14 protein-coding genes are annotated in these 16,548 nt (G+C 34.5%); 13 read left to right on the top strand and 1 reads right to left on the bottom strand.

Annotated features, from left to right (window positions below; all coding sequences use genetic code 11):
* The 7 genes from GHI93_RS00805 to GHI93_RS00775 all read left to right on the top strand — a co-directional run bounded on the left by GHI93_RS00805 (position 1) and on the right by GHI93_RS00775 (position 7,112).
* Positions 1–465, top strand: a complete 465-nt coding sequence (locus GHI93_RS00805; protein WP_153494704.1) for a hypothetical protein — start codon at positions 1–3, stop codon at positions 463–465.
* Positions 466–678: 213 nt separating this feature from the next.
* On the top strand, positions 679–2,118 hold the full coding sequence (locus tag GHI93_RS00800; RefSeq protein WP_153494702.1) for a coiled-coil domain-containing protein: 1,440 nt from the start codon (positions 679–681) through the stop codon (positions 2,116–2,118).
* A gap of 1,187 nt (positions 2,119–3,305) precedes the next feature.
* A complete protein-coding gene (locus GHI93_RS00795) occupies positions 3,306–3,620 on the top strand; it encodes a CHY zinc finger protein (protein ID WP_153494700.1) in 315 nt (104 codons plus the stop codon).
* 257 nt (positions 3,621–3,877) lie between these two features.
* The gene (locus tag GHI93_RS00790) at positions 3,878–4,594 is read left to right on the top strand and encodes a zinc ribbon domain-containing protein (protein ID WP_153494698.1); all 717 of its coding nucleotides are present in this window, start codon (positions 3,878–3,880) and stop codon (positions 4,592–4,594) included.
* Positions 4,595–4,847: 253 nt separating this feature from the next.
* Positions 4,848–5,399 (top strand): NADPH-dependent FMN reductase, encoded by a 552-nt coding sequence (locus GHI93_RS00785; protein ID WP_153494696.1) that lies wholly within the window; start codon positions 4,848–4,850, stop codon positions 5,397–5,399.
* Positions 5,400–5,469: 70 nt separating this feature from the next.
* Complete coding sequence (locus tag GHI93_RS00780) at positions 5,470–6,546, top strand: LLM class flavin-dependent oxidoreductase (RefSeq protein ID WP_153494694.1); 1,077 nt, start codon at positions 5,470–5,472, stop codon at positions 6,544–6,546.
* Complete coding sequence (locus GHI93_RS00775) at positions 6,543–7,112, top strand: NADPH-dependent FMN reductase (protein ID WP_153494692.1); 570 nt, start codon at positions 6,543–6,545, stop codon at positions 7,110–7,112. The genes GHI93_RS00780 and GHI93_RS00775 overlap by 4 nt, the downstream gene beginning before the upstream one ends.
* Before the next feature lie 180 nt (positions 7,113–7,292).
* On the opposite strand, the gene GHI93_RS00770 is transcribed toward GHI93_RS00775, so the two are convergent.
* Entirely contained in the window at positions 7,293–8,207 is a 915-nt protein-coding gene (locus GHI93_RS00770) for a LysR family transcriptional regulator (protein WP_153494691.1), read from the bottom strand.
* Positions 8,208–8,338: 131 nt separating this feature from the next.
* Here GHI93_RS00770 and GHI93_RS00765 point away from each other — a divergent pair, with 131 nt between their 5' ends.
* The 6 genes from GHI93_RS00765 to GHI93_RS00740 all read left to right on the top strand — a co-directional run bounded on the left by GHI93_RS00765 (position 8,339) and on the right by GHI93_RS00740 (position 16,511).
* Entirely contained in the window at positions 8,339–8,962 is a 624-nt protein-coding gene (locus GHI93_RS00765) for an NADPH-dependent FMN reductase (RefSeq protein WP_153494689.1), read from the top strand.
* Entirely contained in the window at positions 8,962–11,409 is a 2,448-nt protein-coding gene (locus tag GHI93_RS00760; RefSeq protein WP_153494687.1) for a flavocytochrome c, read from the top strand. The genes GHI93_RS00765 and GHI93_RS00760 overlap by 1 nt, the downstream gene beginning before the upstream one ends.
* Before the next feature lie 621 nt (positions 11,410–12,030).
* Entirely contained in the window at positions 12,031–13,488 is a 1,458-nt protein-coding gene (locus GHI93_RS00755) for an aminotransferase class I/II-fold pyridoxal phosphate-dependent enzyme (RefSeq protein ID WP_153494685.1), read from the top strand.
* A 14-nt stretch (positions 13,489–13,502) separates the two neighbouring features.
* A complete protein-coding gene (gene speE, locus GHI93_RS00750; RefSeq protein WP_153494796.1) occupies positions 13,503–14,354 on the top strand; it encodes a polyamine aminopropyltransferase in 852 nt (283 codons plus the stop codon).
* A 41-nt stretch (positions 14,355–14,395) separates the two neighbouring features.
* Positions 14,396–15,250 carry an agmatinase gene (gene speB, locus GHI93_RS00745; RefSeq protein ID WP_153494683.1) on the top strand — a complete coding sequence of 285 codons (855 nt, stop codon included), beginning with the start codon at positions 14,396–14,398 and terminating at the stop codon, positions 15,248–15,250.
* Positions 15,251–15,311: 61 nt separating this feature from the next.
* Positions 15,312–16,511, top strand: a complete 1,200-nt coding sequence (locus GHI93_RS00740) for a saccharopine dehydrogenase family protein (protein WP_153494681.1) — start codon at positions 15,312–15,314, stop codon at positions 16,509–16,511.
* Positions 16,512–16,548: the final 37 nt, after the last annotated feature.

Genomic DNA, 16,548 nt, shown 5'->3' with positions numbered 1-16,548 from the left:
ATGAATATTATTATACTTATCCTTTTGGTTTTTCTTCTAATCATAAGTTTATGGAGCCTTTATCGTCAATGGAGTTATCAAAAATTACTTCAAGAAGAAGGAAATCCGGAATTTAAGAAAAATGTAAGAGCTTATCGACCACTCTTACACGAAAAACAACTTTTTGTTCTCTTAGTTGTTAATGTGCTTCTTATTTTTAGTTTAGCACTCAGTGTTTTTTCGATTTTCAGGTTAGAGAATGGCTATGTTCAACTTCAAAAAATGACTCAGACTTATTATCAAAACCAAGAAAAGCGCCTTCAAATTCTTGAAGCAAAAGACAAAAAAGAGTCCTCTAGCATTCCAAAAACATCAACTTCGAAAACTTCCGTTTCCACAAGCATAAACACCGCTGATAAGAACGAAAAAAGCACCAGTAGTTCTCAACAAAGTAAAACGGCTTCTAGTACGACTGAATCACCGTAGGACAAAAATAAGATGTTGAAAGTTGTGCTCGCTGTTGATTTTAAACTCAGGGGACAAGTCCTGCTTTAGAGTAAGAAGGATAGACTGAAATAATCTCCTTTCAAAAAACTTTGAGAGGAGATTATTTTTATAGTGCTCAGTTGAGCGCTTGATTAACTGTTGGCATGGAATGTCAACGATCAAAAAAATAAAAGAATTGAGAGAATTGTAATCATGGCAAAAAAAGATGGGAAAAAAAAGGGGGGCTGGTTTTCTTCTAATCGTCTGATGGAAGAGATCAAACAACTAGCAGACTCAGAGGCCAATTTATCTGAAAAAGTTCCACATTTAGAAAACGTAGAAGAGCTTAAGTCAGAAATTGATAAAAAACAAATTCAAACTTCTGTTCAAGACGCTCATTCCAATCACGAACAAATAAAAAAAGAACTAAACGATAAAACTTTATTAGTCAAAACACAAGAAGATACGTTAGCTAAAGAACGACACATTCATCAAAATTTGCAAAATGAGTACGATCATTTGTCGGCGGAGCACCATTCCACTCTTGAAAAAATGCAATATTTTGAAAATGAGAAACGTAAGCAAGAAGAAGCGCTTGAAAAAGAACAAATTAAAAATGAAGGACTTAAAGTTGATTTTCAAAAACTCAAAGCGCAAGCAGAAAGTTTCCAAAGCGCTCAAACGCAACTGGCTGACTTAGAAACTCGTTTAGTCCAAAAAGAGGAAACTCTCCAAAATGAAGTGACAAGAAATAAGAATCTTGAAATCGAGCTAGAAAAACTACAAAAAAAAGCAGAAAGTTTCCAAAGTTCTCAAACGCAACTGGCTGAATTAGAAACTCGTTTAGTTCAAAAAGAAGAAACTCTCCAAAATGAAGTGACAAGAAATAAGAATCTTGAAATCGAGCTAGAAAAACTACAAAAAGAATCTGAAAGTTTCCAAAGTTCTCAAACGCAACTGGCTGACTTAGAAACTCGTTTAGTCCAAAAAGAGGAAACTCTCCAAAATGAAGTGAAAAGAAATAAGAATCTTGAAATCGAGCTAGAAAAACTACAAAAAAAAGCAGAAAGTTTCCAAATTTCTCAAACGCAACTGGCTGACTTAGAAACTCGTTTAGTCCAAAAAGAAGAAACTCTCCAAAATGAAGTGACAAGAAATAAGAATCTTGAAATCGAGCTAGAAAAACTACAAAAAAAAGCAGAAAGTTTCCAAATTTCTCAAACGCAATTGGCTGAATTAGAAGTCCGCTTTGACCAACAAGAAAAAGCTTTACAAAAATCCCTTAGTGCGCAACAAGTTTTAAAAGAAGAAAAAGCGAAACTTCAAGCGTCACTTGAAAAGTATCAAGAGCAAGAAAATGTAACACTTAAAGTCAAAGCACAAGTGGCAGAAGTATTAAGCCGACTTTACGCTGACTTTCCCACTCAGGAGGCTTTGGCAGAAGCAAGAACCACGATTGAACAATCACACCATATCCTAGAAGTAACTGAACAAGAAGCCAAAGACAAGATGGAAGCAGCTGAACAAGAAGTTATAAGTATTCAAGAAAAAGGAAAAGCTCAACTTCAAAGCTTGAATGAAAAAATTGAGTCTTATAACGCAAAGTTGCAAGCCATTAGTTTAATAGTGGATCCACTCATCGAAAACGATTAATCTGGGGAAAATAACTCAGCTGATCTAGCAACTATAGAGTGGATGTTAAAAAGGCTGATTGGATTGATCCTGTTATTTCATCTGAGGATGAATTGCTGGGAAAAAGCGAGTATAATAAAACTAAGGTTTTAATGGATTTGATGTTGAAATTAAATTTAGAGAGTTTTTATTACTCATAATTATTGAAAATTATTCAATAATTAATTCAAATCTTTTGCAAGATTTAAAAAAATAGCAAAGAAAAGAAGGTTAATTATCATTCGTACACGATGACAGTTATTTATTTGACCTGTATTATCTATCGCTCGCAAAATATTTTTTTAGCCGCAAAACTATCTGAAAGATAAATTTCTCAATCAAATTTAATTTTTAATAAACCTGAAATAACTAATAGAAGCGAACTAGAATGAAAGAATAGAATAAATTTTATTAATTATTTAAAAAGATTAAGTTTAATACAGCTAATGTCAATACTATCTTAAATGAAAATTAACTCGCCGATTTCTTTGAGAATTTAACAAATATAAAAAGTACTTTCACTTAAATACAAGTGTAGAGCGGTCTCATTAAAAAGAGGGAGAGAAAAAATTAAGATCATCAATGATTTATTCACACAAAAACAAATTGTGTTGAAAGCGTTTAAAAATAGTCTATAAAAGAATGAAGAAAAGAGGGAGTGATAATTTATTCATTTATCCGTGTATAAACCACACCAAAATCATTTAATTCAATCAGTAAATGCGTGCTAAGCATAATTATCTCAATAATGAAAGCGATATTCTGATTATGAATTTTGTCAAAAAATAGATGTTCGTATAATCAGATAAAAAAGCAGTAATAACCTATTTATTTGGTCACTCAGAAAATAAATAAAAAATAAGTAAGTTTAAAAAAGATTAGTATGGGGTATTTATGAAACTTTCGATTTATTTATAAAAAATTTTTATTGATTTTTACGAAATAAAAATGCAAATTAAACAATAAATCCGACATTATCTTAAGGTAAATTTAAGATTTAATTGACAAATTTATTTAAATATTATAAAATTGAAACAAAAATAATGTATAGTTGTTAACACAAAATGATTGATAATGAATTATATAGAAGATTATCAGAACAACTAATTTTCTAAATCAATGGAGAAAAAGCATATTAATAAAACTCATCGAATTACACGATATTGAAAATGGAAAGAAGAGCTGTGTTTAAAATTTGGGGGAGAGAAATTGATAGTGAAGGACGTTGTGCTCATTATCACCAGAAAAACGATATTGTTGGTCTAAAGTGCTCAACTTGTCAGAAATATTTTGCCTGTTATCAGTGCCATGACGAGTTAATGGATCATTCTTTCAAAGCTTGCGATAAAACAGATTATCCAGCGATTTGTGGAAAATGTAGAAATATTATAAATTTTGAAGATTATAAAGAAGGAAGTTGTATTCATTGTCATGCACCCTTCAACCCAAATTGTCACAGACACTGGTCTATTTATTTCAAATAGATCGAAATGATTTTAAAATTAATAAAACATGAGTAGCTACCACAAGATGATAAATAAAATAGCTATTAATTGAAAAAAACAAAAAAGAACTTCAATAGGCTCTTCCCTGCTCAATATGATATAAAAGCAAAAGGAACAGTCAAGAATCAACAGACTGATTTAAAAAAATCAATTAAGTTAGTCAACGGTAAAGGATTATCAGATTTCAATTTAAAATATATAACATTTAATTTTATAGTAATGTTGATAAAGGCGATGTGTATATAGATGCTTCAAAAATTGGGACCATTTCAAATGGTGAGTTTAAATTTGTGGATATTCCAGTAGTTGGTGATGGGGATATTCAAGTGACAAGAACTTTTGATTCGGGAATTATAAAATCTGCTCTCTGCAAAGTTTCATCCGTCACTGATGGACAATCAGTCTATTTGAATTGGAATCAAAAGCTTGATACTCAAACAGCAACAACATTATTACAAAATGCATTTTCTGATTTAGCGCAGTATGCTGAAAATGGGGAAGTTCCAAGTGATGTTTCAAACACTTTTAAGGGTGGAGGAAATAACAAATTCTTTACGGATATTCAAGCTACGATTGACAATAATATGAAAAAAGCTACAATCCCAGCTAAAAAAATCGATTTTGATAGTATCAATATTACGAATATCATACAAACTGATGTTAATAATTACGCTGTTTCCTTTGATGTTCGATATGATTTCTTTTATGATGGTTCTGATAAATCAAATACAAAAGGTAATTTCTATCAAACTTTTGCAATGAATACAACAGTAGATTATCATCCAGAAGAAACTGGAGAAAATCTTGTTACAAATTTTTTAATAAATCAACTTTCTGATACTGGAACTCTAATTAAAAAAGATAATCAGACAACAGTTGGGCAACAAACACCTCAATTAAAATCAATGGTGTTTCAACTTATATTTGGTAATATTAGTAAAAGGATTGAATGAAATAAACGATGGATTCGATGGAAAAATATCGTGATTTCAATCAAAAAGACTTTTTTTGATGTGTCCATAAAAGCTTTACGCTTTGGGGAGATATTACTTTAAAGTCTTTTTCTTTTTGGGGAAAGAGAGTAAATCAATTCGTTCAATTTTTTGATGTAGAAAGAAATGTTTACATTTGTAAACAAAACCTTTTACTTATTAAAAAACATCTGATATAGTTAAAGAGTAAATAAAATATTAAAGAGGTAAAACAATGTTAAAAATTGGTGTTATTTTAGGTAGTGTTCGCGAGGGGCGTAATGGTTTGGCCGTTGCAAAATGGACAACTGAAAAGGCAAAAGCATTTACTCAAGGACAAGAGGTTGAATTTGAATTAGTAGATTTGTTGGACTACGAGTTACCTTTCCTCGGTACAAAAGCAACTGCGAAACAAGAAGAGGCAATTAAGAAATGGTCGGATAAAATGGCTTCGTTTGATGGTTATATTTTCGTTGTTGCTGAATATAATCATGGCGTATCAGGAGCGTTTAAAAATGCACTTGATTTCTTAAATCCAGAAGTAAAAGATAAAGCACTTGCTTTTGTGGGCTATGGTGGTTTAGGTGCCGCGCGTTCAATTGAAAACTTGCGCATGATTGCGGGGCAACTTGCGATGGCTACAACTCAAACAAACGTTAATCTATCTCTTATGACAGATTTTGAAAAAATGTCTATCTTTAAACCAGCTGATTATCATGAGGGTGAACTTAAAGCGCTTTTGGGACAACTGATTAATTGGTCTTCAGCTTTGAAAACGATACGTTAAATCAGAGTTATTTAATAAAAAATAAAGTACTTTTCTTTTATTTAAACTTTACCTTTAGAAAGGAATAAAAATGACCGTTCAAAATAATTTCGTAAAACCTATTGATGTCTCAAATGGCATTGAGTTTGGTATTTATTCTCTCGGGGACTTAATGGTAAACCCACATAACAATACGATCATTTCAGAAAAACAACGGTTAAAAGAAATTATCGAAATTGCTAAAATGGCTGAACAAGCTGGTATTGATGTTTTTGATGTGGGTGAAAGTCATCAGGACTATTTTGTTTCACAAGCGCAAAGTGTCATTTTATCAGCAATTGTTCAAGAAACAAAAAAAATCAAAATTGTTTCTTCTGCTACATTGGTAAGTGTTCATGATCCTGTAATGTTGTGGGAAGATTTTGCAACGCTTGACTTACTAAGTGATAGTCGAGTTGAGTTAGTGGCTGGTCGAGCGTCAAGGCTTGGTGCGTTCGAACTTTTAGGCTATCATTTCAAAGATTATGAAGAATTATTCGATGAAAAGTTTGAGCTTTTACAAAAGCTTAATCATGAGGAGTATGTCACATGGTCAGGGAAATTTAGAGCAAGTTTAAATAATGCTCATATTCTTCCGCGTCCAAATAATGGTCATCTTCAAATTTGGAGAGCTGTCGGAGGACCTGCAGCCAGTGCGATAGCAGCTGGTGCCTCTGGAACACCAATGGTTTTAGCACATTTGAGTGGTCCAGCAACTTATTACAAAAAAACCATAGACACTTATAGAGCATCAGCAAAAAAAAGCGGCTACGATGCAACTTCACTGCCGATAACAACTGGAGGATTTTTCTATACAGCAGATACGACTCAAAAAGCGATGCAAGAATATTATCCGCATATTGCTAATGGATTTAAGTTATCAAATGGTCATGAGTTTCCTAAAGCAGCGTTCGCTCAAGCAATCGATCCAAGAAATGTGATTAATGTTGGGGAGCCAGAACTTATCATTGATAAACTAACTTATCAACATGAACTTTTTGGAATGCAACGCTATATGGCTCAAATTGATATGGGTGGAGTTTCTTTTGATAATATCAAACGAAATATTGATTTGATTGGGACAAAAATTTTACCTGAAGTGAAAAAAAGAACGAGGGCATTAAAATGAACTATTTGATTCTCAATGGAACAATTGTTGGAAATAAAACAAGAAATTTATTAGAGATCTATCAAAACAACATCAAAGAAAAACTATCAGAAACTGATTCAATTTCATTTATAGACTTAAAAGACAAAAAGATGGTATTTAGTGATGGAAGGAATTGGCAAGATTATTCGGGAGATACCTTAAGTGTATTAACAGAAGTGATGAATGCCGACGTTATTGTTTTTGGGATCCCTACTTTTCAAGCATCGTTTCCAGCTCCATTAAAAAATATATTTGATTTATTACCAGAAGCAGCGTTTTTAAATAAAACAATCGGGTTTATTGTTACGGCAGGTTCTCAAAAGCATTATTTAGTAATGGAAAATCAATTAAAACCAATTTTAACTTTTATGAAAGCAAATATTATGCATCATTATGTATTTGCATATGATTTCGATTTCAAAGGATCAGAATTGGAGAGTGATGATATCGAGATGCGATTAGAAAGCTATGCTAAAGAAACGATTGAAGCGGCGACTTCATACGATTACTTCTTAAAACAGCAAGAAGAACAATACGATTTTTAAATGCCTTTTTGGTATTTTCTAGGATAATGTACGACTAAATCATGGTGTATGATCCTCTTATAAAAACAAGAAGTATCTATCTTTCGTTTTAAAAATGGAATCTCATTTTATTGGGGAAAAGTAAAAAATCTTGAATAATGGATTATTCAGGATTTTTTGTTTCTAAAATTAAAAGAGGGATTAAGTGATACGCTCCAAAAATAATGCGATGAGCACATTATCAGAAGCACTTAAGACTCGTTCGGTACGATGAGCAATGAAAAAGTTAAAAGAAATGAGTTCTTTTGAAAGAGGGAAGATATTGTAGCTTTTTTTGACTCGTTCTGTATCCATCAGATTTTCAGGTATAATTGTGTTTCCAAGACCACTTTTTGCTAAATTGAAGGTGCTTAATAAGTTTTGAGTTTCTAAAACAATTTGTGGAACAATCTGGTATTTCTCAAACAGATAGTTAATGTTGCGGCGGACAGGAGAATTCTTTGCAGTCAATACTAACTTTTCCTGCAAAAAAAGAGAAAGATCGAATTGATCCTCGTTCAATATGAACTGGTTTTTCTGGTAGAGTTTTGAGGAAGCTGGAATGATAGCGTAATATCCCATTCTTTTAGTGGAATGGGATATTAGTGTTCGAGAAAGTAATTCAGAATTTTGACCAATAAAAAAATCAAGATTTCCAGAAATAGTCTTACGTTCATTATTTTCCTCGGAGTCTTCACTGAGTTCGACTTTTATTTTTGGAAATCTTTCAATGAAATCAGGAAGAAATTTTGGGAGTAAATCAGATCCTAAAGTGCCTAAAATTCCAATCTGAAGCATTAAGCCATTAGTAATCGTTAATGGGTAAAGTTTTTTGCGAAAATCATCTTGCTCAAATTCCATTTTTTTGAGATGGCGATAGTAAAGTTCACCAGCCTCAGTAAGTCGAATGGGTCTGGAATCTCTATTAATCAGTTCTACTCCTAAATCTTTTTCAATTCGTTTAAAGGTTTGCGTTAAATATGGCTGTGAGATATAAAGATTTCGTGCAGTTTTTGTAAAACTTCCTGTTTTGAGTAAAGTGTCCAAATAATGTAAAACATTTGATGCATTTGCCATTTTTGTCTCTCCTATTTGCTTCTCATTATAACAAAATTGTTATTAAAAAATAAGAAAAAAAGTATTTCAATTTTAATTCAGAAAGCGTTATACTTAGATTGTAAAAAAATTAACAAGAAGGATAAACGATTATGAAATTTGTCGCTATTGTTGGGACGAACTCTGAGAGATCGACCAATCGAAAACTATTGCAATTCATGCAACAGCATTTTGCAAGTAAGGCTACAATAGAAATTCTTGAAATCAAGGATTTGCCAGCGTTTGATGAGCCAGAAACAGACGAGATTCCAGAAAGTATTTTAAGATTTTCTAAAAAAATTGAAGCAGCCGATGCTGTCATTATCGCAACACCTGAGTATGATCATACGATTCCTGCCGTGCTTAAAAGTGTTTTGGAGTGGCTTTCTTTTTCCACACGACCTCTGATTGATAAACCAGTGATGATTGTAGGTTGTTCACTTGGTGCTTTAGGTACATCACGAGCACAAGCCCATCTTCGACAAATTCTTGATGCTCCAGAGCTAAAAGCGCGTGTGATGCCAGGAAATGAGTTCTTTCTTGGACACTCTGCTCAAGTTTTTGATGAAAATAATGAACTTACAAATCAAGCAAAGTTAACTGAACTTGAAGAATGCTTTTTAGAATTTTGTGATTTTGTGCCTTTGGTGGAAAAATTGGTAAAAAAGAATCCAGAAAAAACTTTGGCGAGAAAAAAGTTTTCTTGGGAACTTGCAAATAAGGGAGGGAAAAATTAATGAAGTTTGTAGCAATCGTTGGAACAAACGCAAAAAAGTCTTATAATCGACTGCTTTTGCAATTTATGCAAAAACACTTTGCAAAAAAAGCTGAAATTGAGATTATTGAAATCGCTAATATACCAATGTTTAACGAGACAGATGACCAGTCTGATCTTCCGATTCTTCAGTTAGTGAATCAAAAAATTTTGGCAGCAGATGGTGTGATTATCGGAACTCCAGAACATAATCATTCTATTCCTTCCAGCTTGAAAAGCTTTTTAGAGTGGTTTTCTTTTAATTTACACCCTTTTGAGAATAAACCAGTGATGATTGTAGGTGCGAGCCTTGATATTCAAGGATCTTCACGAGCACAACTTCATCTGAGACAAATTTTGGATGCTCCTGGTGTTGATGCTCTGGTCATGCCAGGTTATGAATTTTTACTTGGTCAAGCCAATCAAGCTTTTTCTGATAATGGGGATTTAATTGTTGAAAGTACTGTGAATTTTTTAGAAAGTTGTTTCAATCAATTTATTCGATTTACAAGTATTGTTTCTCAAATGAGTGTTCTTGAAGATTTACATTATGAACCAGGGGAATATGAGGTTTCAGCGCTTGGGCATAATGGTCCGATTCCAATGAAAGTCACACTTTCTGAAAATCGGATTGAAAGCATTAATATAAATACTGAAGGTGAAACGCAAGGGATTGCAGATATTGTATTTGAAAGGATTCCAAATCAAATTATTGAGCATCAAACGCTCAATATTGATGCTATTTCTGGTGCTTCTGTAACGACAAATGGACTTTTGGATGGTGTTGCAAAAGCAGTCAAATTAGCAGGCGCGAATCCTGATACATTACGTAAGCGTCCAAGAAATATCACTGCAAAACAAAAAGTAGAGCACCAAGAAATGACAACTGATGCGGTCGTTATTGGTGCAGGTGGAGCTGGTCTGACAGCTGCAGCTCGGATGTTGCAAGAGGACAAAAAAGTCATTATTCTTGAAAAATTTCCGTCTGTTGGTGGAAATACTATTCGTGCGGGTGGTCCAATGAATGCTGCTGATCCAAAATGGCAGAATCAATTTCCTGCTTTACATGGTGAAAAGGAAACATTGCAAAAATTAGCCGCAATACCAGAAGATAAAATCGCGGCTGAATATCGAGCAGATTTTGCGACATTTAGGAAACAGGTTGCTGAGTATCTCAAAGCGGTTGAATTTGGAAATTCATATTTGTTTGACTCTAATATTTTTCATCGCATTCAGACCTATCTGGGTGGGAAACGCACAGATTTACAAGGACATGAGATTTATGGAAAATACGATCTTGTAAAGATTTTGACGGATCATGCTTTAGAATCTCAAAAATGGTTAGAAAATATTGGAGTTGCGTTTGATTACAGTGAGGTGTCCATGCCAGTTGGTGCGCTTTGGCGTCGTGGACATAAGCCTGTAAAACCGATGGGATTTGGTTTTATAAGTGCGCTTAAGGATTATGTTTTGGCGCATGGTGCAAATCTTCTGACAGAAACATCGGCTGAAGCCTTAATCATTGATGAAAAAGGTCAGGTTTCAGGTGTTATTGCTAAAGGGATCAATGGTCAAGAACTTACCATTCATGCAAATGCAGTTATTTTGGCAACAGGAGGTTTTGGAGCAAATACAAAAATGTTGCAAAAGTATAATACCTATTGGACAGAAATTGATGATGACATTAAAACGACAAATTCTCCAGCCATTACAGGAGATGGGATTCGTTTAGGTGAGAGTGTTGGGGCTGATTTGGTAGGAATGGGATTCACTCAAATGATGCCTGTGGCAGATCCAGAAAATGGCGAACTTTTTACAGGGGTACAAACACCACCAGCCAATTTTATCATGGTGAATCAGAAGGGAAAACGGTTTGTCAATGAATTTGGTAGTCGTGATGAGTTGAGTCAAGCAGCTATTGATAATGGAGGGTTATTTTACCTGATTGCTGATGAAAAAATTAAAAATACTGCCTATAATACTACTCAAGAAAATTTAGATCATCAAGTTGCTGCAGGAACGCTTTATAGAGCAGAGAAAATAGAGGATTTAGCAAGTCAGATTAATATTGATCCACAAACGCTTGTGGAGACAATTGAGCAGTACAATTCTTATGTTGATGAGGGCTTTGATCCTGAATTTGGTAAGAGCGCATTTGACTTAAAATGTGACACTGCACCGTTTTATGCGACACCGCGTAAACCAGCTGTTCATCATACGATGGGAGGGCTAAAAATTGACGGTAAAGCTCATGTTTTAACGAAAGAAAATATGGTGATTATGGGACTCTATGCAGCAGGAGAAGTGGCTGGTGGAATCCATGCGGGGAATCGTCTTGGTGGAAATTCACTGACAGATATTTTTACTTTTGGTCGAATTGCTGCACAAAGTGCAATTTCTGAACGGCTTCATCCTCAGAGAAAGGATTAAATGATTTTATTTTGGGAATGGAGCGATAGGTTTTTTGTTAGAAATTCTGAGAGTTTAGATTTTTTCAGCGTTTAATTTTGCTATAGTATGAATAAAAGTCCTTGAAATATAAATTTTCAGGGATTTTCTTGTCGTTTTTGTGAAGGTGAAAAAAATGTAGAAAATAAAAATATCTTTTTTCTTGTGTTATATTAAAAAATAAAGTATAATAATTTTTGTCTGTAACAATGCAGAAGATTTGATCGCTTCGAAATCTGTGAATAAAGCATGTGATTGAAAAGCCAAGGCCATACGGACAGCCGGATCAAAAGCCGAGTTGGCGACTTTAGTTGCCTTATTGATTAGTGAAAAAAATTTTTTCACTTGTGAAGCCCTAGATGAAAAATCATCTAAGTTTATAAATGGCTTCTCCCAAGAAATTTACGCTTGCGCATCAATAAGAGTATTAAAAGTTCTTTTGACTTTATAGACTCTAAACTCAGGGGCTTTTTTTGAGCCGAATGAAACGATTGCATAAACATCAAGCGTAAGATTGCGTTTGATGTTATTTTTTTTAGAAAAAATAATCAACCAGTCAAAAAAATAAAAAAGGAATACTAAGTTCTATTGATTGGAGAAAAGATGGTGAATCAAAATAGTGCGCCAATTTATGAAGCGCTTAAAGAATTTAATAGTAAACGGGTGGTACCATTTGACGTTCCCGGTCATAAACGTGGAAGAGGAAATCCAGAACTTACTGATTTTTTGGGTCAAAAAGTAATGGATATTGATGTTAATTCAATGAAACCTTTGGATAATTTGAATCATCCAAAATCAGTAATTAAAGAAGCTGAATTTCTTGCGGCACAAGCTTTTCGTGCGCATCATGCGTTTTTTATGGTGAACGGAACAACTTCTAGCGTTCAAGCAATGGTTTTTGCAACGGTTAAAAGGGGCGATAAGATTATTTTACCGAGAAATGTTCATCGTTCTGTGCTTAATGCTTTAGTTTTATGTGGTGCGTATCCAATTTATATCAATCCAGAAATGAATCAGCGCTTAGGGATTTCTTTAGGCATGTCTTTAAAGTCGGTTAAAAAAGCAATCAATGAGAATCCCGATGCGAAAGCAATCTTTGTTAATAATCCTACTTATTATGGGATTTGTTCAGATTTAAAATCAATTGTAAGTATGGCTCATGAGGCAGGTTTATTTGTGTTGGCTGATGAAGCTCATGGGACACATTTGTACTTTGGAGAGGATTTGCCACAGAGTGCTATGGCTGCAGGTTGTGATATGTCGGCAGTATCAATGCACAAATCAGGAGGATCCTTAACACAAAGCTCTATTCTTTTGACAAATGAAAGGGTTAATCCAGATTATATGCGTCAAGTCATTAATTTGACCTCAACAACATCTGCGTCCTATTTATTGCTATCGAGTCTTGATTTATCAAGAAAACACATGGTATTAAACGGTAAGGAGGTGATGAAACGTGTGGTTGATTTAGTTCAGTATGCGCGAGAAGAAGTCAATGAAATTGGAGATTATTGGGCACTTGGAGAGGATTTGATTGATGGAGATGCTGTTTTTGATTTCGATCAAACAAAATTGACCATTAATACGTTAGACATTGGTTTGGCTGGAATCGAAGTTTATGATCTGTTACGTGATGAATATGATATTCAAATGGAACTTGGAGATATTGCAAATATTTTAGCTTATGTTTCAGTTGGGGATCGAAAATCTGATTTGGAACGTCTCGTTTCGGCTTTGGTGGATATTAGGAGACGATATAAAAAAGATAAAACTGGGATGTGGATGCAAGAATATATTAATCCAGAGTTGGTCGTTGTTCCTCAAGATGCTTTTTATGGAAAAAAAGAAGCTGTAGATCTTTTGGGTTCTGAGGGAAGAGTTTGTACGGAGTTTGTGATGGCATATCCGCCAGGGATTCCAATTTTAGCACCTGGTGAGCGAATTACAATGGAGATTATTAATTATATTAGTTATGCAAAAGAAAAGGGGTGTTTAATTACAGGAACTGAGGATTTAGAAGTGAAGAAGTTAAATGTATTGAAGGAAGATGGAGAGTACTGATGCAAGATAAAGGGATGCAACTTTGGTTTTCTGAGGCACAAACGCCTCATGTCGATTTTAGTTTGAAGATTAATCGGGTGCTTTATTCTGGGGAATCTGAATATCAAAGAATTGATGTTTTAGAATCAAAGGAATTTGGGCGCGTGCTCACTCAAAATGGTCAGATTACTTTGACTGAAAAAGATGAATTTATTTATCGTGAGATGATGGTTCATGTTCCTTTAGCGGTGAATCCAAAGATTAAGAACGTCTTGATTATTGGTGCGGGAGATGGGGGTTTTATTCATGATTTGCTGGAATATCCAGGAATTGAGCATATTGATTTGGTTGAATATGATGAAAAAATTGTTGAGGTTTGTAAAAAATATTTACCAGATATTTCTTCGAAACTGGATGATGAGCGGGTGTCAATTTTTTATGAGGATGCATTACGTTTTGTTCGTCGAAAAGAAGAGTGTTATGATTTAATTTTGGTTGATTCGATTGATCCGTTTGGAGCTGGGGAAATTTTGTTTACAAAGGAATTTTATGGTAATTGTTATCGGGCATTATCGTCAGATGGGATTTTGATTAATCAACATGAGAGTCCTTTTTATAGTCAAGAAGCATTGACGGTGCAAACGGTTCATAAACGAATTGTTCAAACTTTTCCGATTGTTAAAATTTATCAGGCTCATATTCCTTCTTATCCATCAGGGCATTGGTTATTTGGGTTTGCAAGTAAAAAATTGCATCCAACAGGAGATTTTGATCCGAAGCAGTGGTTGAGTTGGGGAATAAAAACAAGGTATTATAATCCACGGTTACATCTCGGTGCTTTTGCTTTACCGACTTATGTGGAAGAGATTTTAAAAAATGTGGAGTAAAAAGAAGAGTGTTTTGATGATAAAAAATGAAAGAGGTTTTGATGTTGAAAGAAAATAGAGTTACTTTTATCGCTTGTGATAAAACGTATGAAGAGGCGGAATTTGTTTTGTGGGGAGCACCTTTTGACTCAACTACAAGTTTTCGTCCTGGAACACGTTTTGCAAGTGGGACCATTCGTTCTGAGAGTTTTGGGATTGAGACGTATTCGCCTTATTTAGATAAAGACTTAAACGAAGATGCGAAGGTTTTTGATGCGGGAGATTTGGAATTGATTTTTGGCGAGAGTGTTCGCGTGCTTGAACAAGTCAAAGAAATGACAGCAATCATAGTATCAGATGGAAAAATTCCAGTAATGATTGGAGGGGAACATTCGTTGACCTCAGCACCAGTGCATGTTTTATCTGAGAAATTTCCAGATTTGGAAGTGATTCATTTTGATGCACATACGGATTTACGGGAGGATTATCTGGGGAATCGCTGGTCACACGCTAGTGTAATAAAGAGGTGTCACGATATTTTAGGAGATGGAAAAATTCACTCTTTTGGGATTCGATCTGGAGAAAAGGAAGAATTTTATTGGGCAAAAGAGCATATTCATTTGCAGCGTTTCAATTTTGATGGATTGGAAGAAACCGTTGAGTGCTTGAAGGGAAAACCGGTGTACTTCACCCTTGATTTAGATGTGCTGGATCCATCGATTTTGCCAGGGACAGGAACGCCTGAGGCTGGAGGTGTGACGTTTGATGAATTGCGTTTTGCGATTTCAAAGCTTTCTGAGTTGAATATTGTGGGGATAGATGTGATGGAATTATCGCCTCATTATGATCATTCTGGAAGTTCGACAGCGGTTGCTTGTAAAATTATTCGCGAAATTTTATTGACATTTTCAAAGTAAGTGTGTGAAAGTGTGGATTTGAAGAATCCAATAAAAAAAATTAAAGAAAAGAGATGAAAAAATGGGTAAAGTTTTAGTGATTGGTGCTGGTGGTGTTGCGAGTGTTGCAATTCATAAAATGGTTCAAAATTCTGACGTGTTTGAAGAAATTATGATTGCCACGCGGACAAAATCAAAAGCAGATGCTTTGAAAGAAAAGTTAGATGGGAAGGGTGCTGTGATTCATACAGCTCAGGTAGATGCAGATCAGACAGGTGATTTAATTGATTTGATGATGGATTTTGGGCCAGATGTGGTTGTGAATTTAGCGTTACCTTATCAAGATTTGACCATCATGGAAGCTTGTTTAGCAACAAAAACAGATTATGTGGATACGGCAAATTATGAACCTAAAGATGAGGCAAAGTTTGAATATTCTTGGCAGTGGAATTATAAAAAAAGATTTGAAGCGGCGGGAATTACAGCACTTTTGGGGACTGGTTTTGATCCTGGTGTGACAGGTGTTTTTTCTGCTTATGCACTAAAACATCAGTTTGATGAAATTAATGAAATCGATATTTTAGATTGTAATGGTGGAGATCATGGTTATCCATTTGCGACAAATTTTAATCCTGAAATTAATATTCGTGAGGTTTCAGCTCCAGGATCGTACTGGGAAAATGGGAATTGGGTGCATACAAAACCGATGGAAATTAAACGTCATTATGATTTTGAAGGTACTGGTGTAAAAGAGATGTATCTTCTTCATCATGAGGAATTAGAAAGTTTAGGAGTAAATATTCCTGGAATTAAAAGGATTCGTTTCTTTATGACTTTTGGGGAAAGTTATTTGACACATTTGAAAGTTCTTGAAAATGTTGGTCTGACTTCAATTGAGCCAATAAATTATCACGGTCAAGAAATTATTCCGATTCAATTTTTGAAAGCCTTGCTTCCTGATCCTGCAAGTCTTGGGGCACGCACGATTGGGAAAACGAATATTGGTTGTATTTTCAAAGGAAAAAAAGATGGAATTGAGAAAACTTATCGGCTCTATAATGTGTGTGATCATCAAGAATGTTACAAAGAGGTGGGATCTCAAGCAATTTCTTATACAACAGGTGTTCCTGCAATGATTGGCGCTGCTTTGGTCATGACAGGAAAATGGAAAAAACCTGGTGTTTATAATGTGGAAGAATTTGATCCAGATCCATACATGGATTTGTTGAATCAATGGGGATTGCCTTGGGTGGAAGATTTTAATCCAACACTTGTGGATTAAGGATTCTGTCAGTACTGACAGAGTGGAAAAACAAATT

This window comes from Lactococcus hircilactis (assembly GCF_009601015.1).
In the GTDB taxonomy this organism is placed as follows: Bacteria; Bacillota; Bacilli; order Lactobacillales; family Streptococcaceae; genus Lactococcus; species Lactococcus hircilactis.
The sequence above is the reverse complement of the archived record's forward strand: the minus strand, read 5'-3'. Positions and strand labels throughout refer to the sequence as shown.

What these genes read in the sequence shown, in the direction of transcription:
- GHI93_RS00775 (WP_153494692.1), top strand. Translation starts at nt 6,543, where the DNA reads ATGAACTATTTGATTCTCAATGGAACAATTGTTGGAAATAAAACAAGA.
- GHI93_RS00805 (WP_153494704.1), top strand. Translation starts at nt 1, where the DNA reads ATGAATATTATTATACTTATCCTTTTGGTTTTTCTTCTAATCATAAGT.
- GHI93_RS00755 (WP_153494685.1), top strand. Translation starts at nt 12,031, where the DNA reads ATGGTGAATCAAAATAGTGCGCCAATTTATGAAGCGCTTAAAGAATTT.
- GHI93_RS00795 (WP_153494700.1), top strand. Translation starts at nt 3,306, where the DNA reads ATGGAAAGAAGAGCTGTGTTTAAAATTTGGGGGAGAGAAATTGATAGT.
- speB (WP_153494683.1), top strand. Translation starts at nt 14,396, where the DNA reads ATGTTGAAAGAAAATAGAGTTACTTTTATCGCTTGTGATAAAACGTAT.
- GHI93_RS00785 (WP_153494696.1), top strand. Translation starts at nt 4,848, where the DNA reads ATGTTAAAAATTGGTGTTATTTTAGGTAGTGTTCGCGAGGGGCGTAAT.
- GHI93_RS00780 (WP_153494694.1), top strand. Translation starts at nt 5,470, where the DNA reads ATGACCGTTCAAAATAATTTCGTAAAACCTATTGATGTCTCAAATGGC.
- GHI93_RS00770 (WP_153494691.1), bottom strand. Translation starts at nt 8,207, where the DNA reads ATGGCAAATGCATCAAATGTTTTACATTATTTGGACACTTTACTCAAA.
- GHI93_RS00760 (WP_153494687.1), top strand. Translation starts at nt 8,962, where the DNA reads ATGAAGTTTGTAGCAATCGTTGGAACAAACGCAAAAAAGTCTTATAAT.
- GHI93_RS00765 (WP_153494689.1), top strand. Translation starts at nt 8,339, where the DNA reads ATGAAATTTGTCGCTATTGTTGGGACGAACTCTGAGAGATCGACCAAT.
- GHI93_RS00800 (WP_153494702.1), top strand. Translation starts at nt 679, where the DNA reads ATGGCAAAAAAAGATGGGAAAAAAAAGGGGGGCTGGTTTTCTTCTAAT.
- GHI93_RS00740 (WP_153494681.1), top strand. Translation starts at nt 15,312, where the DNA reads ATGGGTAAAGTTTTAGTGATTGGTGCTGGTGGTGTTGCGAGTGTTGCA.
- speE (WP_153494796.1), top strand. Translation starts at nt 13,503, where the DNA reads ATGCAACTTTGGTTTTCTGAGGCACAAACGCCTCATGTCGATTTTAGT.